We start from the raw sequence: 23,968 nt of genomic DNA on the forward strand, positions 1-23,968 counted from the left end.
GCATCAGCCAACGTCGCGTCGCTTGCGCGACGTCTCCAAGACGTTATGGGCGCTCTCCGCTGGTCTCTACGCCGCGCACAACCACGGCTACGAGGCAATCGCGAAGCCTGCGGTGTCCCAGCCCATGGGCTGCAAGCGGTGGAGTGGACCAAGCTTCCCGCGAGATGATGGTTCCTGAGCCGGGTGATTCAGTCGACTTGGTACAGGTCCGCAGGAGCCACTTCCAGGGGACGCAGTGGACACAGGGAGGTGTCCAGCACGCGGCGCTGACCGATGGGGTCGTCAAGCGTCAGCGTGTACGGGGTCGCGGGGTTGCTGGAACACGTTTGAACGCCTTCGCGCGGTCGCACGGCCACCATGATCTCGACCGCCTCCTCGGTCGTCGCCTGCTGGTGGACCTCGATGCGCCCCGCGGCGTCCTGGCCGGAGTTGCAGCCCAACCCCACGACAAGTAGGCCTAGAGTCGAGTCGGTCGGCTCGGGTTCGTGGGCTAACCACACTTCGGGCTGCCGAGGCCCTCCAACACCAGATGCGGGGCACGATGAGGCTTTGGGTCAGCATCCAGCCCTGCTCGTTGCTCGCATCCACGTCACTGACCTCGAGAATGTCGTGGGTGCGCAGGGTGTCATCACCCGGTTCGCGGACGACGGCGCGCTCTCGGGCGATCACCGCCTGTCGTGGTCTCCCAACGCGAACCATGGGTCGATGCCGTCGGCACCGACGTGCTTGACAAGGGTCGCGTGGCCGGGGTGGACGGCCAACTCGCGGCGGGTCTGGAGCCAGCCCAAGCCGAGGCTGGGTATGGCGTGGAGAAGCGGGCCGGGTTGCAGCGCGGGCGGGGTAACCCGCCGGTGTGAAGGCCCGCCCGAGTACTGGTGGTCCTCGATGTAGGAGGGTCTCCCGCATCCGCAGATGCGGACATAGCTTCGAGGGTCTCCATCAGCGGGCTGGGCATGTGGCGGGCCGTGGCGGTCCAACCGGTGTCGCTGACAGCGCGGTCACCGCAGTAGCCGCACCGATATCGGATGGCTTCACCACGGCTCATCTGGGGCCACAACGCTTCGACGGACTCCACTTCGTTATCCATGCCCGTTATGAGACCATATGCGACCGACAACGGATGGGACTCACCAAGCAAGACTGCGCGCGGGGCGAGGAGAAGTAGCAGTCCCCCATGGGGTGTCTCACCCGTCCGATACGGTGACGGGGATGGGCCGCAAGAAGAAGCCAGTCCGTGGTGGTGGCGACCAGTTCGAGTTGCTGCTGCAGGACCTGCACTTCTTCAAGGTCCTAGCTGCCATCTGGCCGACGCTGGACCTTCCAGAGGATCTCCGGGCAGCGTTCGTCGCAGCGGATCCCGCGGTGCTTCCCGCGCTCATCGACCTCGTTCTGGACGATCCGACCAACGAGGGGTTGAACGCTGTCGGCATCATCATGCGTGTCGATCTTGACGACCGTGACGACCCCGCCAAGGTGCAAGCCCAGCTCCAGCGCCTCCGCGAAGTTGTTGCTCGGGAGCACAGCAGGACCGTGCTGCTGCGGACCTTGGTCGACAACCACCCTGGTACGTGGATCCAAAGGCGGATCGACACGATCTTCCGTGCCCACTACCTCCTCATCGATGCCGGCGTTGACCTGGTCGCGTTCCTGGCCGAACTCGAGGATGTGCAGCAGGCCATCGCGGCCATCGCCGAAGGCAAAGACGGGGGACACGGGCCACTGCTCCGCCGCCTTCACCTGCGGCTGCACGGCTTTGTCGCCGCGTCCACAACACTTGGCGACTATCTCGCCAAGACCGGCGATGAGATCGGCAACGATGCCGTCGCAGACCTCGGTCAGGACATCAGGTCGCGGCCGCTATCAGCATTGCTGCGGGAACTTCGGAATCACGCACTCCATGAGGACACGCTGCCGGTCAAGCCGATGATCTGCCTGAGGGATGGCGAATGGACCGGTGCGGTCGGCTTTCATCGGGACGAACTCCTGACCCTCAGGTCATGGGCGAAGAACACCGACGGCCGCAGCTATCTGGAGGCGGCGGAAGAAGACACGCTGTACCTCGACGACCTCGTCCGTGATCACCTCGAGCAGGTTGGCGGCTACGTCGAGTCCTTCATCGACGCTGTCATGGAGGCCCGACGGCATGTGCTCGCGGAAGCTCGGCACTTCAAGCTCATGGCGGACGAAGCGACCGCAGCGGACTTCAGGGCGATCATGGACAGGTCTGACAACTAACGGGAGGCATGCCCCGTCGGCAGGCGTCTAGGGGCCCCCGTCTACTGGGGGGCATGCAGCAGCGTGCGATCACCGGCACCTCACCCTCGCCGATGAGGGCTTGAACATGGAGGCAGAGCCTGGGCTGACCCTCACCATCTACACCGCCGAGCCAGGATCGCCGCGAGGAACGACTCAAGCTCCTCGCATCATGGAACGAACCGGGACACACCTCGCGCGCGCAAAGGGTCACCGCAACGGCGCCACGCGCCGACGGGCTGACCATCACCCCAACCCAGCATCCACCGACCGCCGTCCACTGGCCCGTCGGTACGGCCCCTCGCTGTGGACGGGCGCCATAGGCGATCCCCCGCTCTCCGTCGGTAGAGGGTGGCCTTGCCGCCCCCCGGATCGCGACGTCGTTTTGGGCGGCGGGGAGCTTCCTCGACGCCGCCCATAGCCACGGTTGTGTGTTCGCGCGTGCTCGAGCTGAAGGCCACCGCGATGTCCTCTGGCCTCGGATGCCGTGTGTCGTCCTCGAGAGCGGTTCGGGAAGGCGCAGCCCCAGCCTTCGATGGTGACGGACGCGATGCAGTCCTCGTGGGGCTCAAGACGCCGATGTCTGACCTGTGCTCGGGTCCCCACGACGACGGAAGACCGGGGTGGGTTCGTCGCCCCGAGCGGCCTTCCTCCCAATCTCCTCCCAATCTCCTCCCAATTTTGGTGGCGAATGAGGGGGTTTGGTGGGCAGCGGTGGACAAGCAAATCGGCCGCCGACCCCGCATAATCGCAGGTCAGCGGCCGATTCCTTCTGCGCCCCCGGAGCGATTCGAACGCCCGACACCTGGTTCCGGAAACCAGTGCTCTATCCCCTGAGCTACGGGGGCAAGGGAGGGGATGGTAGCCGGTTGTGGCGGCTCGGGCCACATGGCGGCGTGGCTCCCGGGAGCCCGGCTACAGCGCAGCCAGTCCCTGCGCGAAGGGGTTGGGGTCGGCGGTGACGGGGTGGGGGGTCTGCGTTGGCCCGGCGGTCCCGGCGGCCGCCTCGCGTTGCTCGCCGTACCACGCCAGCGACGGCTCCAGCAGCGCCTCGTAGGCCTGCCGGAACGCCTCGGCGGCCTGCTGGCCCAGCCAGTCCTCCGGCAGGACCGCTGCCGGCAGGCCCGGGTCGGCGAAGAGGAACGACCGCCAGCGATGCACGAGCCGCAAGCGCGAGGCGAAGGCCGCCTCCCCGTCGGTGGGCACCTGCACATCGGTCCACTCGTCGAGGAACGCGCGGTGGTCCGTCCGCAGCCGGTCGAGGTCCCATGCCCGGTGGGCGAGGGTGTCGTCGGGACCATCGACCCGAGCGGTCATCCGCGTCACGGCACTCCGGGCAGCGGGTGGCATGCGGTCCAGCACCGCCTCGACGGCCCGGCCGTGGTCGTGGGGACTGACCCAGACGGTCGGTTCGAGCCGGCCGAAACCGATCCATCCGAGCTCCGCGGCCAGCTCGCCGTCGCCGTCGACCTCGTCCAGGCCAGGGGTGACCAGCATCCGCCAGGATCCGTCCCACGGCCGGGTCCGGAGCCGGTAGATCCGCTCGGCCGCCTCGTCGAGGCGGGTGACACCCCTGTCGGTCAGCCGGTAGGCGGCGTACCGTCCGGCACGCCGGGGCTCGACCCAGCTTTCGCCGGTCATGCGGTGCAGGGCTGTGCGAACGGCCTGCGGGTTGAACCCGAGCGTGCCCATCGCCGCGGTTATCGTGGACAGCCACGCCTCGCCACCCATCGGCCGGACGACGTCGCCGAAGAGGGTGAACAGCGCCGATCGCGCGCGCACGTGGACCTCCCGGGACGATGACCTTGACGTGTTACAGCATAGGTCCGTCTGCCCGGTTCAGCGTCACACGTCGACGCCGCTGGTTGTGGCGGCCGCCGGCCGGGCGGGTACAACTCCTCGGGTGACCTCCGCCAGAGTGCTGTCCCTCCTCGTGCTGCTCGCCGTCCTTGGTGCGGCGTGCGGCGACTCCCCCGATGTGCTGCCCGACCCCCGCGACGGGCGGTCCGGCCTGCAGATGTCGGGGTTGCTCCGCGACCGCCAGATCGCCGTCAGCGTCGGGCTCCCGGTGCTGAACACCACCGACTGCGACGTCAACGACGGCCCCGACCGCGACGTGTGTGTCATCGCCGAGGACATCAACGGCGAGCTGCTCAGGGTCATCTTCGAGAACCCCATCGCGTTGCAGGAGGGTGCAGTCCTGCCCGTCGGCTCGGACTGCCGCACCGACGCGGAGTGCGACGAGGTGCTCGATGCCGCCGTCATCGAGTTCGAGCTGGGCGACCGGCCCCGTGTGCGAGCCGAGTCCGGCACCCTCCGGCTGGAGGTCGTCGAACCCGGTCAGCGCTACCGGGGTGACTTCGACGTCCGGTTGCCCGACGGGTCGCTGTCGGCCACGTTCGACCTGGTTCCCCGCCCCGACGAGCTCTCCTGAGCGACGCTGGTGCGCGGCCTCGACGGGATGGTCAGGCGCCCAGCACGACCTGGGTGAACGTCGCGGTCGCCTTGACCTCGCCGTCGTGCACGAACTCAACCGACGTCTCCATCCGGCGCCCCTCGGCGTGGGTCACGGTGGCGACGACGTCCACGGTGGCCCCGACGGGCACTGGGGCGTCGTGCCGCAGCTGGATGGAGGCACCCGCGCCCTCCTCACCCTCCTCCAGGCCCTGCCGGAAGACATAGCGCGAGACGTGCTCGGCATCGCGCACCATCGCCACCGTCGAGTACAGGTCGTGGATGTTCTCGTCGTCGAACGCTGCACGGTCGCTGTCGAGCACCACCCGCCGCATCGACACGGCCGTTCCCACCGCGGGCCAGCGCATCAGCTGCTCCCCAGCCCGCGACGGAGGCGATCCAGCAGGCCCGGCTTCTCCGCCGCTGCCCGCCGTTCGGCTGTCGACTGCTCGCTCGCGCCGCCCGGCACGACCGGCGCCTCGTCCGGTGGGGATGTGACGACCTGCAGGATCAGCGGATCGGCGGAGGAGTTCCGCAGCCCGTGGGCGATCCCGGCGGGGACCATCACGGCCTGGAGGGACTGCAGCGTCACTTCGGCGTCGTCGGTGACGACCCACGCCTGGCCGCCCAGCACCGTGTACACGGCATCTGCCGTGGCGAACGTGCGGGCCTCCAGCGTCTGCTGGGGTTCCAGGCAGATGAGGTCCAGCGCCAGCACGTCGGTCTCCATGACGCGTCGCCCAGCGGGCAGGGCGAGGTCGAACTCGACGTAGTCACGCAGGTCGACCGCGATCGGCTCGAACGTGTCTGGTGCAGCGGCTGGTTCGGGTGCCTGCTCGGGTACCGGGTCGGGTGCCTGCTCGGTTGCGTCGTCGTCCATCGCCGCGGGAGTGTAGGCCGGCCGGTCGCCGGAGGCCCGTGGACGGTGCCGGATCGGCCGAGTGCCCGCCGGCGCTGCTCGCTAGTATCCCGCCTCGATGGCGACTTCACTGCAGCTCAGCACCGGTCCACTGTCCGACGTCGACGCGGGGGCGGTGGCACTGCTCGTTCCCAGCGATGACGAGGGGCGTGCCGCGGCGCTCGCCGCCATGTCGGAGTCCAGCGGCGTCGACCTCGGCGCGGCCCTTGCCGCCGTCGACGTGACGGGCAAGGTCGGCGAGGTCGCGCGCATTCCCCTCGCCGGGCGTCTCCTCATCGTCTCCGGCCTGGGCGAGAACCCCGATGAGGAGGTGTACCGCCGTGCGGCCGCAACGGCCGTCCGCAACACCCCGAAGGACACCACCCTGGCCATCGGCGTCACCGGTGACGCCGCCGTCGTCCAAGCAGTGGCGGAGGGTGCGGGGCTCGGCGCCTACGCCTACACCGAGCACCGCAAGAAGCCCCACGACGCCCCGACGGTGGAGACCGTCACCGTCGTCACCCCGGAGGCCGTCGACGAGGCCGACGACGCCATCGCCAGGGCGAGCGTCGTCGTGGCCGCCGTCTGCGCTGCCCGTGACATGGTGAACTGCCCTCCCGGCGACAAGCGTCCCCCGGCGCTGGCCGACCGCATGGCCGCGCTGGTCGCCGACGCCGACGTCACCGTCCGGATCCGCGACGAGGCCGAGTTGGAGGAGGGTGGCTTCGGCGGGATCATCGGCGTCGGCAAGGGCTCCTCCGAGCCGCCGCGCCTGGTCGAGCTGACCTACGCCCCGGAGGGCGCGACCACCCACGTGGTGCTGGTCGGCAAGGGCATCACCTTCGACTCCGGCGGCCTGTCGCTGAAGCCGTGGAAGGGCATGCTGACCATGAAGTCCGACATGGCCGGCGCGGCTGGCGTGGCCGCCACGATGTCGGCGCTGAAGGCCATGGGCGTCACCGTCAAGGTCACCGGACTGTGTGCGCTGGCGGAGAACATGCCGTCGGCGACGGCCCAGCGGCCCGGTGACGTGATCCGCCACTACGGCGGTACCACCGTGGAGGTCCTCAACACCGACGCCGAGGGCCGCCTGGTCATGGCCGACGCCCTCGCCTACGGCGCCGAGATGTCGCCCAACGCGATGATCGACATGGCCACCCTCACCGGTGCGCAGGTCGTCTCCCTCGGCGAGGACGTCGCGGCGGTCATGGGCACCGACGAGGGCCTGGTCCAGGCGCTGCGCGATGCGGCGGAGACCTCCGGTGAGCAGATCTGGCCGCTGCCGCTCGTCGAGCGCTACACCGAGACGCTGAAGTCCCCGGTCGCCGACATGCAGAACATCGGCAAGGCCGGCCACGCCGGGACCATCACCGCGGGGCTGTTCCTGCGGGCCTTCACCGGTGACATCCCCTGGGCCCACCTCGACATCGCCGGCCCGTCGTTCATGGAGGCCCCGAACGAGAACTACCTGTCCGCAGGCGGCACCGGCTTCGGCGTCCGCACCCTGCTGACCTACCTCGCCGGCCTCAGCTAGCAGCGTCGGTCCGGCGGGGCCGGCTCATCCCGCGAAGCGCTCCCGCGCGACCACGACACGGCGGTGGCGGCCCCGGGCGACTTCCTTGCCGTCCTCACGGACCGAGACGACGAACGTCAGCTTGCGGCCGTCGACCTGCTCGAGGGTCGCAGCGGCCGTGACCTCGCCGCCCACCTGCGTGGGCAGCAGGTGGTCCAGCTCGATGTGGACCCCGACGGTGGTGTGATCGGGGTCGAGGTGGCCGATCAGCGCGGTGCAGGCTGCCTCCTCGACGAGCGCCACGGCGCGTGGGGTCGCCAGCACGGGCACATCGCCCGAGCCGAGGGCGATGGCGGTGTCGTCGCTGGTCACCGTGTGGGCCACCGAGCCGGCGAGGCCCGGCTCGATGCCGTCGATATCGGTCATTGGGTGTCGTCCTTCGGGGCCCGGAGAGCGGTCGGCCACCCCACGGGTTGGGTGGGAACGGGCCCGTGCAGGCAGTATGGAGGGCCACCTCGTCCTCGCCGACGAACGTCTGCACGACGCGTCGAGCGAGCATCCAAGCCATCAACCCCTGTTCAGGACGGTGAAGCCAGTGTCCGGCGCTGCCGGTGTGATGTCGGTCATCCTGCTCGAAACCGCGGTAGGCGGTGCGGTCGTCATGTGGGCCGGCGGTGTGTGGGGAGTGGTCCGCAAGGGCTTCTTCGTCCTCACCGGCGTGTTCCTGGCGCTGTGCGCTGCGGGCGCGTGGGCGATCGCCGGTGGGGAGAGCAGCACGGTCAACACCGCGCTGGCGGCCTTCACCGGGCTGCTGGTCGCGTGGCAGGTCCTGCTGCTGATCGGCCAGGAGTCCCTCAGCCGTTGGGTCGGCCTTGCCGCTGCGGTTGCCGGCGTGGCCAGCCTTCCCGCCTATGCGACGCTCCGTGAGGCGGCGGTGGGCCGTGGGGTGGCCGAGCTCGTGCTCGGGTCGATCTTCCTCGGCTCGGCCTTCTACGGACTGCTCCTGGGCCACTGGTACCTGGTCGAGCGGCGCCTGAGCAAGGACTACATGATCCGCTCGGCCTGGTGGTTCGTCGCCGGCACGGTCATGTCGATCGGCGCGGCGGTGCTCAGCGCACAGAACCCCGTGCCCTCGGATGCCACCCAGTTCTCGCCGTTCCTGCAGACCGCCAACTTCACGGTGCTGCTGGCCGGCGGCCTCGTCGCCATCTGCGCGGTCATCGCCGGGTTCCTGATCCGCCTGTCCAACGAGGGTGGCAAGTCCATCCAGGCGGCGACCGGCTACTTCTACCTGGCCGTCATCATGGCCTTCTCCGCGGAGCTCGCCACGAAGTTCCGCTTCTTCGTCGAGGGCTGACCGGGTCGTGCAGTCACGTCTCGGCCGCCGCACGTTCGGGCCCGCCATGGTGCTGGGCCCCGTCGTCGCCCTGCTCCTGCTCGTCGGTGTCGTCCTGGCCGTCACGCGCTCCGGCGCGGAGACCGACGTCGTGGTCGAGGATGCCGGCGACCCGACGATCGTCACGAGCGGGGATGCTCCCTCCGGTGCCGACGACGACCCCGACCGGCCCGACGGGGTGGAGTCCCTCGCCGAGGGCACCATCGACGACGACGCCGCCGACGCTGATGACGTCACGCCCGAACCTGCCCCGTCCGCAGGGACCGAGCCCGGGGCCGCGGCCACGCCGTCGTCGACCACACCGCCGCGTCCCGGCACACCGGTGATCCCGGAAGGGGGCCTCGCGATCGCGGTCGGGGACTGCTTCACCGGGACGGCCAACACGGCACGCGACGTCACCCCGATCCCCTGTGACGGCCCGCACGGCAGCGAGATCTACGCGGTCCTGCTGTCGCCCGGCGGCCCGAGCGCCCCCTATCCGGGGCAGGAGGCCCTGCTCGACCAGGTCGCCCCGATCTGTCGCGAGGACGCCTTCACCGACTACGTGGGCGTCCCGTGGAACGAGTCGCGGTACTTCACCGCGCCGCTGGTCCCGAGCGACATCACCTGGGCCGAGGGCGACCGCGTGGTCGCCTGCTTCCTCTATGACCTCCGCGGCGAGCAGACCGAATCGGTGCAGGACGCCGCCGGCTAGCTCGACTGCACTGATCCGCGGGTTCCGCTACTGTCCCGACGCATGACTGTGCAGCGGATGGACAACGTCGGCATCGTCGTGGAGGACCTCGACGCGGCGATCGCGTTCTTCGTCGAGCTCGGCCTCGACCTGGAGGGTCGGGCCACGATCGACGGGGACTGGTCGGGACGCGTCACCGGCGTGCCCGGCCAACAGGTCGAGATCGCCATGATGCGTACCCCGGATGGGCACAGCCGCATCGAGCTGTCGCGGTTCATCGCACCGTCGGTCGTCGCGGATCACCGCAACGCCCCGGTGAACGCCTTCGGCTACCTGCGTGTGATGTTCACCGTCCACGACCTCGACGCCACCCTGGTCGCGCTCGAGGCGTACGGTGCGGAACTCGTCGGGGAAGTGGTCCGGTTCGAGGACGCCTATCGGCTGTGCTACATCCGTGGTCCGGAGGGACTGCTCATCGGACTCGCCGAAGAGCTCGGCTGACGCAGCCGATCAGAAGCCCATTGACCTGCCGATTATCTCGGCCATGATCTCGTCGGTGCCGCCGCCGATGGGGCCCAGTCGGGCGTCGCGCAACCAGCGCTGGGCCGGGTACTCCATCATGTAGCCGGCGCCGCCGTGGATCTGCACGGCCCAGTCGGCGCAGTCGACCGCAAGCCGCTGGGTGAACCGCTTGGCCTTGGCCGCCTCGATCGGCGCATCCTCGCGCCCGGCGATCATCACGCGCAGGGCATGGTCGGTCAGAGCCCGTCCCTCGGCGATACGAGTGGCGAGGTCGGCGAAGCGGTGACGCCACGTCTGGAAGCTGCCGATCGGTCGGCCGAACGCCTGCCGCTCGCGCCCGTAGGCCATCGCGCCGAGCACCGACTCCTCGGCGGCGACGATCGCACCCAGCGACATCGACACGCGCTCCCACGCGAAGTTCTGCATCACCTGGTAGAAGCCCGTGCCCGCCTCGCCAAGCCGGTTTTCGTCGGGCACACGGACGTCGGTGAACGACAGCTCACCCGTGTGGGAGGTGTGCCAACCGAGCATCGACAGCCGCCGGCGCTCGACGCCGGGCAAGTTGGCCTCGACGACGAACAGGGACTTCCCGCCGTGCCCCTTCTCGGGGTCGGTGGTGGCCAGGACCACGACGAAGTCCGACCACGAACCGTTGGTGATGTAGGTCTTGGCGCCGTTGATCACCCAGTCGTCGCCGTCCCGGACCGCACGGGTGCGGATGCCGTTGACGTCGGATCCGGCGTCGGGTTCGGTGATCGCCAGCGCACCGACGACCTCGCCCGCGATCGAGGGGACGAGCCAGCGCTGCTTCTGCTCCTCGGTCCCTGCACGGTCGATGTAGAGCGCGGGCAGGTCGGAGTGGGCCCCCAGGTCGGCGGCCAGGCCACCCGACCCGGCACGCGCCAGCTCCTCGATCCACACCGCCTGCGCGACGAAGTCGGGGCCCGACCCGCCGTGGGCCGGGTCGAACTTCATGCCGAAGAACCCGGCCTGCCCGACGGTCCGGAACAGCTCACGCGGGAAGTCCCGCGCGGCTTCCCACGCCTCGACGTTCGGGGTGATCTCGGCCTCCACGAACGCCCGGGCGGACTTCCGCAGGGCCTCGTGCTCCTCGCGGTACAGCGGCTGGACCCCGACCCCACGGTCCTCACCGACCGCCACCTGCGCCCGCGCGGGTTCCCGCAGCCCGCCGGCGCCCTCGATGAGCTTGCCGATGACCTCCAGCTGCACCTCGTCGGCGCCGCCGCCGATCCGCAGCAGCCGCATGTCGCGCCACAGCAGCGGGATGCCGGACTCCTCGGCGTAGCCGAACCCGCCGAACAGCTGCATGACCTCGTCGGAGACCCAGTGGGCCAGCCGCGCCCCCGCCAGCTTGATCATGGCGATCGACAGGGTCGGGTAGAGACCCCGTTCCCAGGCTTCGGCGGTCTCGTACACCAACCGACGGGTCGCCTCGATGCGGGTGGCGATCTCCGCCAGCCGGTGCCGCTGGACCTGGAAGCTGCCGATCGGTCGCCCGAACGCGGTGCGCTCGCGGGCATAGGTGGTGGCCCGCTCCAGCAGCTGCTCGGCGGTCCCGACGGCCTGCAGGGCGCCGATGATCCGCTCGCCCTGCAGCTGCCACATGATCTCGCCGAAGCCCATGCCCTCCTCACCGAGCAGGGCATCACCGGACACCCGCACGTCGACCAGGGAGAGCTCAGCGGTGTCGGAGGACCGCATGCCCATCTTGTCGAGCTTCTTGGCGACGCTGAAGCCGGGCAGGTCGGTGTCGACGAGGAACAACGACACCCCGGAGTGGTCACCGGGCTTGCCGGCGGTGCGCACCACCATCGTGCAGAAATCCGCCCGGGTGCCGTTGGTGATGTAGGTCTTGGCGCCGTTGATGATCCAGTCGTCGCCGTCACGGACCGCGCGGGTGCGGATCCCGGCCACGTCCGACCCGGCGTCGGGTTCGGTGATGGCGATGGCCGCGATCTTCTCCCCGCGCATGGCCGGTTCGAGCCAGCGGCGCTTCTGCTCGTCGGTGCCGAACTCGTGGATCGGCGGGGTGGCCATGTCGGTCTGCACGCCCAGCGCCATCGGCACGCCCCCGAAGCCGGCTCGGCCGAGCTCCTCGCCCCAGACGACCGTCGCCCAGTAGTCGCCGCCGGACCCGCCCCACTCCTCGGGCACCGACAGGCCGAGGAACCCCAGCTCACCGGCCCGGCTGAACACCTCGCGCGGGAAGATGCCATCGGCCTCCCACTCCGCCGCGTGCGGGGAGATCTCCTCGGCGACCCACCGCCGGATCGTCTGGCGCAGCTGGTCGTGGTCCTCGGTGAACGGCTCGATCCTCATGGGCGTGGAACATAGACGGGTTCCGTGTCTCGTGGCGAGGCAGGTCGCTCGTCGTCACGGTCGGGGAGCGGTGGGTGCATGGAGGTTCCACGTGCCCAGCGCACGCGCGAGGTGCCGCGGCCCGGTCACGGTGATGCCGCCGCTGGCCCGGGCGCCCTCCCACGACCGCACCCCACGGTGCCAGTCGACGAAGGCCGCTGATCCGGCCTCGACGTGGAGGTCGACATCGCCGCCGGGGTCGGCGTAGCAGACCTCCGCGTCCCCGTGCTCGACGAGGAGCCAGTAGTACCGGTTGGCCGGTGGTTCCTCGGGGAAGGCGAAGGCGACGAGGACCCGGTCGTGGGGCAGCTTCGACCGGTCGAGCTGCGCTTGGCACCAGGCCCAGAGCGCGAATCCGGGGTCGGCATGGGCGCTGGTCACCTCGACCCACCGCTCGCCCCAGTCCCCGAGCGCCCCGATGACCGCGGCGAGGTCGGCGCCCGCCTCGGTCAGGTCGTAGCGCGATCCCCGACCCGTGGGTTTCGGGGTGACGCGGACGACCCCAGCGTGTTCGAGCTCGGCCAGGCGCTTGACCAGCATCGACCGGGACATGGCTGGGACTCCTCGGGCGATGTCGTTGAAGGTGTGGGCCCCCAACATCAGGTTCCTCACGACCAGCGGCGTCCATCGCTCGGCCATGATCTCCGAGGCTCGGGCGATCGGGCAGTACTGGCGATAGGTCCTCATGTCCAGATCCTCGCGCCTCCTTCGCCGCAGTTCGAGTTCGAAAACAGCACTTGATGGTGGGTGGGAGCGCTCGAAGACTGCCCGGCATGTCCCCGCAGCACAACGAACAACCGACCGCCGCCGAACGAGGCCAGGTCAGCACCGCGGCGGCCGAGCTCTACGAGGCGTTCTTCGTCCCCGCCCTCTTCGGTCAGTTCGCCGAACCGGTCCTCGACTTCGCGGGTGTCGGACCGGGTGCCCGCGTCCTCGATGTCGGCTGCGGCACGGGGGTGCTCGCCCGTGCCGCGCGCCGACGAGTCGGGCGGGACGTCGACGTCATCGCGGTGGATCCCAACGACGGGATGCGTGCCGTCGCCCGCCGTTGCGATGCCACCGTCGACTGGCAGGCCGGAACCGCCGAGGCACTTCCATTCGAAGACCGTGCGTTCGACCACGTCATCAGCCAGTTCGCCGCGATGTTCTTCGTCGACCGGACGCGCGCGGTGGCCGAGATGGCCAGGGTGGCGGTCGACGGCGGCACGGTCACGCTTGTCACGTGGGCCGGTCTGGACCGTACGCCCGGGTATGCGGCGATGGTGGACCTGATCGCCGCTGAGCTGGGCGACGACGCGGCCGATGCGCTGCGCGCACCGTTCGTGCTGGGCGACCTCGACGACGTCGTGGCGCTGCTGGAACCGGCCGGGTCGAGGCTCCGCCTGCACGAGGTCACGGGGACTGCTCGCTTCCCGTCGATCGCCGACTGGGTGCACACCGATGTGCGGGGCTGGACGCTCTCCGAGCTCGTCGACGACGACGGGGAGGCGGCGCTGCTGGCCCGTGCCGAACGGGATCTCGTGCGCTTCGTGACCGCGGACGGCCACGTGGCCTTTCCGGCGCCCGCGATCGTTGCTGCCGTGACGATCGCCGGGTGAGGATCACCATCGGGGGCAGCGCGCCCCCGCAGGCGGGTCAGCTGGCGCGCAGGACGGCAGCCATCAGGCCGTCGTCGATCGGCAGCAGGATGCTGGCCAGGTCGGGGTCGTCCTTGACCGTCTCGTTGAACGTGCGCAGGCCCTGGGTGTCCTCGTCGTCGACGAGCGGGTCGGCGACCTTGCCCGACCACAGCACGTTGTCGGCCAGCAGGACGCCACCGGGACGGAGGAGGCGCTTGGCGTGCTCGAGGTACTCGGGGTACTCCGACTTCATCGCGTCGATGAAGACGATGTCGTAGGCCGAGTCCGCCAGCTTGGGCAGCATCAGCAGCGCCGGGCCGAGCAGCGAACGAACCCGGGACGTGAGCCCCGCCTCGTTGAACGCCTGCTGGGCCAGCGACTGGTTGCCCGAGTCGATCTCGATCGTCGTCAGGATCCCCTTGGGGTCCATGCCGCCGAGGAACCACAGGCCGCTGTAGCCGCCGCCCGAGCCGATCTCGACCACGGTGCGGGCACCGGTGGCCCGCGCCATGAAGCGCAGCACCGAGCCGATCTCGCTGCTGACCGCGGGGATGTCGCTCTCCTCGCTGCGCGCACGGGCGGCCCGGAGGGGTTCGTCCTCCCCTTCGGCATGGGATCGCAGGTACGCAGTCACGCGCTGATCATTCAGCATCTCGCAGGCAGCCTACCTGCCGGAACGCTCCGAACACGACAACGACGACAGTCGCCGTGATGCCCACCGCCGACGGGTCCGGCATGCTGGCTGCGTGGAGGAACCCGACACCGGCGACGCGACCGACCGCTCGCTCGACCCGACCGTCGACGGGGTCGGGCTGCCCCCTGACGGCCGTCGCTCCCTCGTCTGGGTGGCTGCGGTCGCCGGTCTGGTCGGCGTGCTCGTCGGGGCCGGACTCGTCGCCCTGGTGCTGCCCGGCCCGCAGGGGCCGACCGGTCCGGTGGCGCGGCCGGTCATTCAGGTCGACGGCGTCGCCGATCCCGACCTGGTGGCGGCGGTGGCGGAGGTCGTGCTGCCCTCGGTGGTGCGGGTGGACGTCGACGGCATCGGCAGCGGCTCGGGGAACGGCTCGGGTGCCATCGTCTCCGACAGCGGCCACGTCGTGACCAACCTGCACGTCGTCGCGGGTGCCACCCGCATCGAGGTGGTCTTCCACGACGGCAGCAGCGAACCAGCCGCGCTGGTCGGGACCGACGAACAGGCCGACCTCGCCCTGCTGCGTGTCGGACGCGCTGACTTGCCACCGCTGGCACGGGCCGACGTGGACGACATCCGTGTCGGCCAGCTCGCCGTGGCCGTCGGCGCACCGTTCGGCCTCGACGGCACCGTCACCGTCGGCGTCGTCAGCGCCATCGATCGGGCGATCGACCTGGCGGGCCTCGACGGCTCGACCTTGCGCCTGTCCCGGGCCCTGCAGACCGACGCGGAGATCAACCCCGGCAACAGCGGGGGTCCGCTGGTGGACAGCGAGGGCCGGATGCTCGGCATCACCTCTGCCGTCCTGTCCGGTGAGCGGCCCTCGGGGTCGGGGGTCGGGTTCGCGGTGCCCGTCGACATCGTCGCCGACACCGTGGCGCAGCTGATCGCCAACGGCACCGTCGCCCGTCCTCGGCTGGGCATCAGCGGGCGCTCCCTCACCCCCGACGAAGCCCTGGCCCAGGACGTCGCTGGGGGTGTGCTGGTGGAGTCCATCAGCCCCGGTTCGGCCGCCGCCGAGGTCGACCTGCGCGAGGGGGACGTGCTCGTTGCCGTCGACGATGAGATCCTGCGGACCATCGACGACCTCGTCGACCGTGTCCGCGAGGCCGGTGTGGGCGGTACCCTCGGGGTCCAGCTGGTCCGCGACGACCAGCACCGCGAGGTGACGGTCACCCTGCGGTCGGATCAGTCCTGACGGCCAGCAGCCGTCGACGCGGGAGTTGACGCACACACATGGGCAGCCTCGGTTTCTGGGAGCTCGTGGGCCTTGCGGTGCTCGCGCTGTTCATCTTCGGCCCCGACCGCCTGCCCGGCATCGCCCGCACCGTCGGGCGGACCGTCAACCAGGTGCGACGCGAGGCCAACAAGACCCTCGGCGAGCTGCGCGACGCCGCAGGGGTCGACGAGGACCTCGCCGAGCTGACCCGCGAGGCGCGGCAGCTGCGCGGCTCCCTGACCGACCTGAAGGGCACGGCGACACAGGCCATCGTCGGGCCGATGAACGAGACCATGGACGAGGTGAAGGGCATCTCGACCGGAGGGCCCAAGGACATGGCGATGTCGGCGAACGGGCTGGAGCCGGGCAACGCCCCGTTCGACCCGGACGCGACCTGATCCAGCGACGGTCCGCCGCCCCATGACCCACCCCCTGCTTCGCCGCGTCCGCAGCCTCGTCAACCCGATCGGACCGCTCGACGTCCGGTTGGCCACCGCGTGGCGGCGCCTGATCCGACGACATCCGGCACTGGATGCCCTGGCGGTCAACACCACCGACCTCGGCTCGATGTACACCGTTGCCGGCGCGGCGGGCCTGCTCGCGGCGCTCGGTCGCCGCCGCGATGCCGCAGACTTGGCCATCGTGGGCACTGCGGCCTGGTTCATCGGCCAGGAGAGCAAACGGGTGTTCAACCGTCGCCGCCCGTTCGAGGCCGACCCGGCGCTGGAGCGGCTGATCAAGCCGCCGACGGGCTCGTCGTTCCCGTCGGGGCACGCCACCGTGGCCGCGGCGATGGCGACCCTGATGACGCGCCGATCCGCCGGCGGACGACGCTGGCCATGGACGGCGATCGCGGTCTGGGTGCCCTTGACCCGGATCCACGTCGGTGTCCACTACCCCGGCGACACCGCTGCCGGTGCGGTCCTCGGCTGGTCCATCGCGCGGAGCGTCGAGCGCTTGGTCACCACCACTCGGGACTGATCAGCCCCGTCCTGACCCACCCTGGGCCGACGGGGAATGTCGTGTGTGTTGCTGATGGGGGACGTCGTCTACGCTGTCGCGGGCCATTCGGGGGGGGAGCAGTTCCATTCGTTCGATGCAAGGACCGATGTTCATGTCTGCACGTGTCATACCGGGGTCGCGCCGCCCCACGGCGATCCTCCTCCTGCTGGCGATGGTGGTCGCCGGCCTTCTCGCCACGCCTGCCGAAGCCGCCTTGCCGGGTGGTGAACGCATCGGTGACGACGAGGCGCCCACCGCGGCATCGATCGACATCGCACAGCGAGGCGTCGCTGACGGCGCTGCCACCCGCGTGGTGCTGGGCCGAAACGATGTGTTCCCCGACAACCTCGCCGGGTCCGCCGCGGCTGGTGTCGACGGGGTGCTGCTGCTGGTCGACCCTGCCCCCGCAGGCCTCGACGCGGCGGTGGCCACCGAGCTCGTCCGCTTGCTGGGCGCGCCGTCGGAGGAGGAGTGCGCCGACGCCGATGTCGTCCTGCTCGGCGGGGAGAACGCCCTCGGCACCGAGCTTGCCGACGACCTGACCGACGCCGGGTGGTGCATCGACCGCCTGGCCGGGCCGTCCCGCGTGGAGACGGCCATCGACATCGCCCTCGACGTCGTGGGGGACGGTCCCCGCGAGACCCTCCTCATCGCCCGTGACGACAACCCTGCCGACTCCGCCACTGCCGGCGCCTGGGCCGCTGCGACCGGCACGCCCATCGTCGTCACGCCGACCGACTCCCTCCACGAGGCCGTCGGCACGCTGCTGGCCCCCGGCGACGACCCTTGGGACGAGGTGATCCTCCTCGGTGGCACCGCTGCGCTGAGCGACGACGTCCAGACCCTGGTGATGGAAGCCGCCGGTACCGACACCGAGGTGCGCCGGATCGCCGGTGTCACCCGCGACGACACCGCCCTGCGGATCGCCGAGGACCTGTGGGATGACCGCGCCGGTTCGGCCGTCGCCATCGTCAACGGGTTCCCCGAGAACTTCTGGACCTACGCGCTCCCGGGTGGCGTCGCCGCCGCATCGGAGAACGCCCCGCTGCTGTACGTCACCGCTGACTCGGTGCCGACGACCACCGCGGGGTACCTGGGACGCGAGATGCCGACCGTCACCACGATCGGTCCGGCCAGCGCCGTCGCCGACGCCGTCAAGGCCGAGGCCGAGACGCTGGCAGGCGGAGGGGGTCCCGGTGGCCTCGGCGAGGACCTTCGGATCGTCGAGCTGCCCCTCCCCGAGGACGGCGGCGGCACGGCCACGGTGGCCATCGAAGAGGGCGACATCTCCGTGCTCTTCATGGTCCAGGGCAGCACCTCCGACGGCACCATGTTCATCGACGGCGTCACCGGTCCCGAGGGTTTCGTCCTGACGGCCGAGGACATCCCCGAGAACAGCAACCGCCCCGACATCGCGTTGTCCCTGCCGCAGTTCCCCGGCCAGTTCGACGGGGACATCCTGCCGGCCGGCGACTACGCGTTCACCTACTCCTCGGAATCCCCGATCTCCCGGGTCGTGGCGCTGGTGAAGTCCGGCGACCCGTCGGCCCGCCAGGAGATCGACGTCAACTACGTCGACGTCAGCACCGTCGGCCACGTCGACTCCGCCGAGGAGCAGGCGGCGGTCGTGGACGTCTTCGACACCGCCGGTGAGGAGATCATGGGTGGCTTCGGGCTGCACCCGGGGGCCACGTCCTTCACCACCGCCCCGGACGAGGTCAGGACGGCCTGGGCCGAGGTCGACTCCAGCACGACCGACATCTCCGACCTGTGCCGCGCCATCGTGGACGCCGACACCGACCGTCGGGCCCTCAACTTCGCCTTCGTGGACCGCATCACCGAGGACGGTGAGGACGTCGGCATCGACGGGCTGTCCTCCGGGCTCCCCGGCAGCGTGGTCCTCGGCGGGTTCGGCGTCAGCTGCGTGATCATCGCCACCGACGTCCCCGACACCGACGACGGCCAGCCGGGCATCCTCGGCGCCGGGCCGGTGGCGTGGCACGAGGCGGGCCACCTGATGGGCCTGGCCCACACCACCCAGGCGGACGGCATCGAGCACGACCTGCTGGCCGACACCCCCGAGTGCGACATCGCCAACGACGCCGACGACAACGGTGAGGTCGACGACGTCGAGTGCGGCGAGCTCGGCGACAACTTCATGTTCTGGACGGGCCTGTCCAGCACCATGACGGCTGACCAGGCGTTCATGCTGGCCCGCAACCCGCTGTTCCAGCCCCGCGCCGGGTAGCAGACACGCCACAACGCGAGGAGCCCGCACCGGATGGTGCGGGCTCCTCGTGGTCCGTGGGGGCGGTCAGAACTTCAGGGGAAGCGAGCGGCCGACCAGCGACGTCTTGGTCTTGGCCAGGCGCTTGGCCATCTCGGTGAACCGCTGCGAGGCGGGGGCGTCGGGGTCAGCGACCACCAGCGGTGTGCCGTTGTCGGAACCCTCGCGCAGGCGGGTGTCGATCGGGATCTGGCCCCACAGCTCGGTGTCGAGCTCGGCGGCCAGCAGCTGTCCGCCGCCCTCACCGAAGATGCGGTACTCCTTGCCGGTGTCGGGGGCGACGAAGGTCGCCATGTTCTCGATCACACCGGAGACGCGCATGCCGGTCTGGGCGGTCATCTGCCCGGCGCGCAGGGCGACACGCTGTGCGGCCTGCTGCGGGGTCGTGACGACCAGCATGTCGGCGTTGGGCAACATCTGCGCCAGGGAGATGGCGATGTCGCCGGTGCCGGGGGGCAGGTCACAGAGCAGGAAGTCCAGGTCGCCCCAGTGCACGTCGGCGAGGAACTGCTGCAGCGCACGGTGCAGCATCGGGCCACGCCAGATGACCGGCCGCTCGCTGTCGACGAAGAAGCCGATGGAGATGACCTTCACGCCATGGGCCTGCAGCGGCATCACCATGTTGTTGAAGGCGACGGGCTTGCCCTCCACACCCAGCATCCGGGGGATGGAGTAGCCCCACACGTCGGCGTCGAGGACACCGACGTTGAGGCCCTCCTTGGCGAGGGCAACGGCGAGGTTGGCGGTCACCGACGACTTGCCGACGCCGCCCTTGCCCGAGGCGATCGCCACGACCTTGGTCGGGTTGTCGGCTTCGGCGAAGGGGATGACGACCTGCCCGCCGGGGGCGCGGCCCGCGCCGCCACGGACCTTCTCGGCCACGCTGGCGCGCTGCTGCTCGGTCATCGAGCCGAGGCGAACCTCGACGGCGGTCACTCCCTCGACCTTCTGCACGGCACCGGTCACCTCTCGGGTGATGGTGTCCTTCATGGGGCAGCCGGGCACGGTCAGCAGTACGTCAACGGTGACCTTGCCGTCGTCGGCGACGTCGACGCCGTCGACCATGCCCAGGTCGGTGATCGGCTGGCCGATCTCGGGGTCGTTGACCGTGCCGAGGGCCTGCATCACCTGGTCGGTCGTGGGCATGGCAACAACACTCTCCTTGAGGGATTGCGGGGGACCGTCATGGTATCGGCGGCCCGAGATCCCGCCCAAGGCGGTGCAGGTCGGGGGGTGATCAGGCGGTCACGCGGACTGGGCCTGGTCACTCATCGGGCCTTTGACCGATCGATCAAGGGCGCTTCTGTGGCCTAGGGGACAGTCGCTCGGCCAGCACGTTGCGCAGCGGCTTGCCCGACGCGGTTCGTGGGAGGTCGTCGAGGACCAGCACGTCCTTGGGGGTCTGGAAGCCGGCGAGGCGGGCCCGGAGGAACGTCCGGATCTCCTCGCCGTCCGCGGCAGCCCCACGACGTGGGACGACGGCGGCCGTCACCCGTTGGCCCCACGCGTCGTCGGCGACGCCGAACACGACCCCCTCGGCGACGCTCGGATGGGCCAGGAGGACCCGTTCGACCTCCGCCGGATAGACGTTCACGCCACCGGTGACGATCAGGTCGGTTCGTCGCCCGGACAGCGTCAGGTAGCCCTCGTCGTCCAGCGCCCCGAGGTCGCCGACGGTGAAGCGGTCGCCGCGCCAGGCCGCTGCGGTGGCCGCGGGGCTGCGCCAGTACGAGAAACGGGCATGCGGCGGCGCCGAGACCCAGACGGTGCCCACCTCGTCGACGGCCGCCTCGCTGCCGTCGTCGCGGGTGACCTGCAGCGTTCGGCCGGCTCGTGCCCGTCCGACCGAGCCGGGCCGCTGCAGCCACTCCGCAGGGGTGATGTCGGTGAACTGGCCCTCCGTCGAGCCGTAGAACTCGTGCAGCACCCCCGCGGGGAAGGCGTCGAGGGCGCGGCGCTTGAGGGGTTCGGGGCAGGCCGCACCCGCGTGGTGGATCCAGCGCAGGCTCGACAGGTCGGCGGTCGCCATGTCCGGGTGGTCCAGCAGTCGGGACAGGTGCGTGGGGACCATGAAGGCGGTGGTGACGCGGTGGCGCTGGATGGCGGCGAGGGTCGCGCCGGCGTCGAAGTGGGGCTGGACCACCACGTGGCCACCGCGGTTCAGCGTGTTGATGGCGTAGCGGTGCGGGCCGGAGTGGAACAGGTGCGAACAGACCAGGTGGACGTCGTCGGGCCCCGTCGGGTTGGCGGTGGTCTCGTCATCGGCCCACGCGGTGGCCAGGTCGGGGGACAGGACGCCGGTCCACACCCCCTTGGGGGTGCCGCTGGTGCCCGAGGTGTAGTGCATCGCCCGGGCAAGGGGCACGGGGTGCAGGTCGGCGGCAGGGCTGGCAGCGAGCAGGTCGGCCTCGTCCAGCAGGAGGTCTGGGTCGAGCCTGCCGGCGTTGGCTGCGTCGGTGACCACCAGCGTCCCGTCGGCGTCGGCCGCCAGCGCCACCACCTGCGTGTCCGACAGCGCGGTGTTCAGCGGAACGGGGACGATCCCGGCGCGCAGGGCACCCCACGTGAAGGCGAGGAACGCGGGACTGTTGTCGGCGAGCAACACCACCCGGTCGCCGGTCGCGGCGCCGTGGGCCCGAAGGGCGCCGACGGCATGGCAGGCCAGTGTCTCCCAGGACGTCGTCATCGGCCGGTCACCTTACCCCCTGGGCACGCGAGCCCTGCCAGCGCACCGGCCACCCACCCGGGGCGGCTCGGTCAGGCGGCGTGGATGGCGCGGCGACGCAGCAGGCGGGTCAGCCGGGCTATGAGGACCTCGAGGTCGACGGGCTTGGCCAGCCAGTCGTCGGCACCGGCGCGCAGCCCCTCCATCTCGGTCTCGGGGTCGTCGTAGCCCGTGATGATCATGATCGGCAGGTCGCGCACCGTGGGCCGAGCGCGGATCTCGCGGGTCACCGCGTAGCCGTCGAGGTCGGGAAGCCCCTTGTCGATCACCGCGGCGTCGAACCTGCTCGCGTGGACGGCGGCCAGGGCGGCCTCGCCGCAGTCGGCCTCGACCACCTCGAAGTCACCGGCCAGCATGGCCTGCAGGGCACCCCGGACGCTCGGGTCGTCGTCGACGACCAGGATCCGCGGGAGGGCCGTCGGATCGCCCTCGCCCTCGACCGCCACCGGACCGCTGGTCGTCCCGGTGGCCGTTCCACACGACGGACAGGCCAGCCATGCCGGATCCAGCGCGCGTTCGCACTGCGCGCACTGGTTGGGACGCAGGTCGGCGGTGCACCACGGGCAGGTGCGGAAGTCGACCTCGACCTGCTGCGCGCAGACGGGGCAGTGGTTCGCGGCGTGTTCGGTGCGCGGCGTGACGCGCAGCACCTCGTCGAGGGTCGTCATGCCCTGACCAGCCTTGTGGATGGCGTCCTCGCGCAGGCCGCGGAGTCCGCTCGCGCGGGCGGCCTGGGCGATGGCGTCGGTGCTGGCGTTGTCGGCGATCAGCTCGCGCACGGGACCGTCGACGGTCAGGATCTCGAACACACCGGCCCGTCCGCGATAGCCGGAGTGCATGCAGGCGTTGCAGCCTGCGCCCTCGACGAACCGCATGTCGGGCTGGAGGGAGAGGCGCTGGCGGTGGCGGTCGTTGGGCGGCACCTCTCGCGTGCAGTCCGGACACACCGTCCGCACCAGCCGCTGGGCCATCACCATCGTCAGCGCCGAGGCGATCAGGTAGCCGGGCATGCCCAGCTCGGCCAGGCGCACGACGGCGCTGGGGGCGTCGTTGGTGTGCAGCGTGGACAGCACGAGGTGGCCGGTCAACGACGCGTGCAGTGCCAGCTCTGCGGTCTCGGGGTCGCGGATCTCACCGACCATGACGATGTCGGGGTCCTGGCGCAGCATGGTGCGCAGCGCCCGGTTGAGGGTGTAGCCGGCCCGCTCGTTGACCTGGGACTGCACGACGCCCTCGAGCTCGTACTCGACCGGGTCCTCGACGGTGATGAGCTTGCGCTCCTCCGTCGCGAGGTGCTGCAGGAAGGTGTAGAGGGTGGAGGTCTTGCCGGACCCCGTCGGGCCGGTGACGAGGACGAGGCCCTGGGGCCGCTCGACGGCGGAGAGGACCTGGGCGGCCTGCGCGGAGGACATGCCGATGTCCTCGGGCGTCAGCCTGGCGTTGTCGCGGCGCAGGAGGCGGATGACGACGGACTCGCCGAACATCGTCGGCAGGGTCGACAGGCGCAGGTCGACCGCATCCTCCTCGCGGTCGCTGCCCCGGAAATGGGCGCGGCCGTCCTGGGGCTTGCGCTTCTCGGCGATGTCGAGGCCGGCGATCAGCTTGATGCGCGAGATCAGCGGGCCGGAGATCTGCCGTGGCAGGTTCATCGTCTCGTGGAGCACACCGTCGATGCGGTTGCGCACGACGATGGAGTCCGGCCGCGGCTCGACGTGGATGTCGGATGCACCGCCGGTCAGGGCACGGAGGATGATCTCGTCGGCCAGCTTGATGATCGGGCCGTCGTTCTCGCTCGTGGCCGTGATCTCGATCTCTTCGGCCTCCTCCTCCTCCTTGCGGTAGGCGGAGAAGAAGTCGTCCTGCTGGGCACGGGCCTCGACCCCGTAGGCCTCCTGGATGGTCTGGCGAAGGGTCTTGGTGGGGACCACGACGATCCGCAGCCGGCGGGCACCGATCGCCACGCGGACGTCGTCGAGGCCGACGATGTTGGTCGGGTCGACGCACGCCACCGCCACGACGTCGCCGTCCTCGGCCCGCAGCGGCATGACGAGGTGTCGTTCGGCGAGGCTCCGGGACGTGCGCGAGGCCAGCTCGGCGTCGACCGGCAGGACGTGGTCGTCGCGGTACTCGAGGTCCATCTGCTGGGCGAGGACCATGCCGATCTCGTCCTGGCTGCAGAAGCCGAGCCGGACTGCGGCCTCGCCGAGACGTTCGAGCCGACCGTCGACCTCGATGCGGGACGACAGCAACTCGTCGACCTGTTGAGGGGTGAGGACGCCCTCGTCGACCAGCAGGTCGCCCAAGCGCTTCCTCGTGTTCACTCCGTCCATCCGATCC

Annotated in this window: 22 protein-coding genes, 1 tRNA gene and 1 pseudogene; 12 read left to right on the forward strand and 12 right to left on the reverse strand. The window is 70.5% G+C overall.

The window, feature by feature from the left end; translation table 11 throughout:
• Positions 1 to 188: 188 nt before the first annotated feature.
• The gene (locus tag DVS28_RS29140; RefSeq protein ID WP_114590541.1) at positions 189 to 446 is read right to left on the reverse strand and encodes a hypothetical protein; all 258 of its coding nucleotides are present in this window, start codon (positions 444 to 446) and stop codon (positions 189 to 191) included.
• Between the two features lie 763 nt (positions 447 to 1,209).
• Here DVS28_RS29140 and DVS28_RS05355 point away from each other — a divergent pair.
• Together DVS28_RS05355 and DVS28_RS30115 are read left to right on the forward strand one after the other, a co-directional pair.
• Complete coding sequence (locus DVS28_RS05355) at positions 1,210 to 2,235, forward strand: hypothetical protein (protein WP_164709961.1); 1,026 nt, start codon at positions 1,210 to 1,212, stop codon at positions 2,233 to 2,235.
• 79 nt (positions 2,236 to 2,314) lie between these two features.
• A pseudogene (locus tag DVS28_RS30115) lies at positions 2,315 to 2,576 on the forward strand (hypothetical protein); the annotation flags it as partial.
• Between the two features lie 452 nt (positions 2,577 to 3,028).
• On the opposite strand, the gene DVS28_RS05365 reads toward DVS28_RS30115, so the two are convergent.
• Positions 3,029 to 3,101, reverse strand: a tRNA-Arg gene (locus DVS28_RS05365).
• Between the two features lie 67 nt (positions 3,102 to 3,168).
• Positions 3,169 to 4,035 carry a PaaX family transcriptional regulator gene (locus tag DVS28_RS05370; protein WP_114590544.1) on the reverse strand — a complete coding sequence of 289 codons (867 nt, stop codon included), beginning with the start codon at positions 4,033 to 4,035 and terminating at the stop codon, positions 3,169 to 3,171.
• Between the two features lie 121 nt (positions 4,036 to 4,156).
• On the opposite strand from DVS28_RS05370, the gene DVS28_RS05375 reads away from it, so the two are divergent.
• Positions 4,157 to 4,687, forward strand: coding sequence for a hypothetical protein (locus DVS28_RS05375; protein ID WP_114590545.1), 531 nt, complete (start codon positions 4,157 to 4,159; stop codon positions 4,685 to 4,687).
• 31 nt (positions 4,688 to 4,718) lie between these two features.
• Here the strand turns inward: DVS28_RS05375 and DVS28_RS05380 are convergent, their stop codons facing one another.
• Complete coding sequence (locus DVS28_RS05380) at positions 4,719 to 5,075, reverse strand: thioesterase family protein (RefSeq protein WP_114590546.1); 357 nt, start codon at positions 5,073 to 5,075, stop codon at positions 4,719 to 4,721.
• The gene (locus DVS28_RS05385) at positions 5,075 to 5,587 is read right to left on the reverse strand and encodes a cupin domain-containing protein (protein WP_114590547.1); all 513 of its coding nucleotides are present in this window, start codon (positions 5,585 to 5,587) and stop codon (positions 5,075 to 5,077) included. The genes DVS28_RS05380 and DVS28_RS05385 overlap by 1 nt, the downstream gene beginning before the upstream one ends.
• 97 nt (positions 5,588 to 5,684) lie before the next feature.
• Here DVS28_RS05385 and DVS28_RS05390 point away from each other — a divergent pair, with 97 nt between their 5' ends.
• A complete protein-coding gene (locus DVS28_RS05390; protein WP_114590548.1) occupies positions 5,685 to 7,139 on the forward strand; it encodes a leucyl aminopeptidase in 1,455 nt (484 codons plus the stop codon).
• A gap of 24 nt (positions 7,140 to 7,163) precedes the next feature.
• On the opposite strand, the gene DVS28_RS05395 is transcribed toward DVS28_RS05390, so the two are convergent.
• Positions 7,164 to 7,544 (reverse strand): thioesterase family protein, encoded by a 381-nt coding sequence (locus tag DVS28_RS05395; protein ID WP_114590549.1) that lies wholly within the window; start codon positions 7,542 to 7,544, stop codon positions 7,164 to 7,166.
• Positions 7,545 to 7,713: 169 nt separating this feature from the next.
• On the opposite strand from DVS28_RS05395, the gene DVS28_RS05400 reads away from it, so the two are divergent.
• The 3 genes from DVS28_RS05400 to DVS28_RS05410 are packed head-to-tail and all read left to right on the forward strand — an operon-like array spanning position 7,714 to position 9,688.
• On the forward strand, positions 7,714 to 8,475 hold the full coding sequence (locus tag DVS28_RS05400) for a hypothetical protein (protein WP_164709962.1): 762 nt from the start codon (positions 7,714 to 7,716) through the stop codon (positions 8,473 to 8,475).
• A gap of 7 nt (positions 8,476 to 8,482) precedes the next feature.
• A complete protein-coding gene (locus DVS28_RS05405; protein WP_164709963.1) occupies positions 8,483 to 9,208 on the forward strand; it encodes a septum formation family protein in 726 nt (241 codons plus the stop codon).
• A gap of 42 nt (positions 9,209 to 9,250) precedes the next feature.
• Complete coding sequence (locus tag DVS28_RS05410; protein WP_114590552.1) at positions 9,251 to 9,688, forward strand: VOC family protein; 438 nt, start codon at positions 9,251 to 9,253, stop codon at positions 9,686 to 9,688.
• Positions 9,689 to 9,697: 9 nt separating this feature from the next.
• Here the strand turns inward: DVS28_RS05410 and DVS28_RS05415 are convergent, their stop codons facing one another.
• Together DVS28_RS05415 and DVS28_RS05420 are read right to left on the reverse strand one after the other, a co-directional pair.
• Entirely contained in the window at positions 9,698 to 12,049 is a 2,352-nt protein-coding gene (locus tag DVS28_RS05415) for an acyl-CoA dehydrogenase family protein (RefSeq protein ID WP_114590553.1), read from the reverse strand.
• A 54-nt stretch (positions 12,050 to 12,103) separates the two neighbouring features.
• Positions 12,104 to 12,775: a winged helix-turn-helix transcriptional regulator gene (locus DVS28_RS05420; RefSeq protein ID WP_114590554.1), complete on the reverse strand. Its 672-nt coding sequence runs from the start codon at positions 12,773 to 12,775 to the stop codon at positions 12,104 to 12,106.
• A gap of 86 nt (positions 12,776 to 12,861) precedes the next feature.
• Between DVS28_RS05420 and DVS28_RS05425 the strand changes: the two genes are divergently transcribed.
• A complete protein-coding gene (locus DVS28_RS05425; protein ID WP_114590555.1) occupies positions 12,862 to 13,686 on the forward strand; it encodes a class I SAM-dependent methyltransferase in 825 nt (274 codons plus the stop codon).
• Positions 13,687 to 13,723: 37 nt separating this feature from the next.
• Here the strand turns inward: DVS28_RS05425 and DVS28_RS05430 are convergent, their stop codons facing one another.
• Positions 13,724 to 14,341 carry an O-methyltransferase gene (locus DVS28_RS05430; RefSeq protein WP_205712060.1) on the reverse strand — a complete coding sequence of 206 codons (618 nt, stop codon included), beginning with the start codon at positions 14,339 to 14,341 and terminating at the stop codon, positions 13,724 to 13,726.
• Positions 14,342 to 14,453: 112 nt separating this feature from the next.
• On the opposite strand from DVS28_RS05430, the gene DVS28_RS05435 reads away from it, so the two are divergent.
• The 4 genes from DVS28_RS05435 (at position 14,454) to DVS28_RS05450 (ending at position 18,867) form a co-directional block, all read left to right on the forward strand.
• Positions 14,454 to 15,596, forward strand: coding sequence for a S1C family serine protease (locus tag DVS28_RS05435; protein WP_114590556.1), 1,143 nt, complete (start codon positions 14,454 to 14,456; stop codon positions 15,594 to 15,596).
• Positions 15,597 to 15,634: 38 nt separating this feature from the next.
• Positions 15,635 to 16,015 (forward strand): twin-arginine translocase TatA/TatE family subunit, encoded by a 381-nt coding sequence (locus DVS28_RS05440; protein WP_114590557.1) that lies wholly within the window; start codon positions 15,635 to 15,637, stop codon positions 16,013 to 16,015.
• Positions 16,016 to 16,037: 22 nt separating this feature from the next.
• Positions 16,038 to 16,598, forward strand: coding sequence for a phosphatase PAP2 family protein (locus DVS28_RS05445; RefSeq protein WP_114590558.1), 561 nt, complete (start codon positions 16,038 to 16,040; stop codon positions 16,596 to 16,598).
• Between the two features lie 133 nt (positions 16,599 to 16,731).
• Positions 16,732 to 18,867, forward strand: coding sequence for a cell wall-binding repeat-containing protein (locus tag DVS28_RS05450; protein WP_164709964.1), 2,136 nt, complete (start codon positions 16,732 to 16,734; stop codon positions 18,865 to 18,867).
• A 66-nt stretch (positions 18,868 to 18,933) separates the two neighbouring features.
• On the opposite strand, the gene DVS28_RS05455 is transcribed toward DVS28_RS05450, so the two are convergent.
• The 3 genes from DVS28_RS05455 to DVS28_RS05465 form a co-directional block, all read right to left on the reverse strand.
• Positions 18,934 to 20,052, reverse strand: coding sequence for an Mrp/NBP35 family ATP-binding protein (locus DVS28_RS05455; RefSeq protein ID WP_114590560.1), 1,119 nt, complete (start codon positions 20,050 to 20,052; stop codon positions 18,934 to 18,936).
• Between the two features lie 145 nt (positions 20,053 to 20,197).
• Positions 20,198 to 21,592, reverse strand: a complete 1,395-nt coding sequence (locus DVS28_RS05460; protein WP_114590561.1) for a class I adenylate-forming enzyme family protein — start codon at positions 21,590 to 21,592, stop codon at positions 20,198 to 20,200.
• Between the two features lie 71 nt (positions 21,593 to 21,663).
• A complete protein-coding gene (locus tag DVS28_RS05465; RefSeq protein ID WP_164709965.1) occupies positions 21,664 to 23,952 on the reverse strand; it encodes an ATPase, T2SS/T4P/T4SS family in 2,289 nt (762 codons plus the stop codon).
• Between the last annotated feature and the right edge of the window lie 16 nt (positions 23,953 to 23,968).

It is taken from the genome of Euzebya pacifica (genome assembly GCF_003344865.1).
GTDB classification, from domain to species: domain Bacteria; phylum Actinomycetota; class Nitriliruptoria; order Euzebyales; family Euzebyaceae; genus Euzebya; species Euzebya pacifica.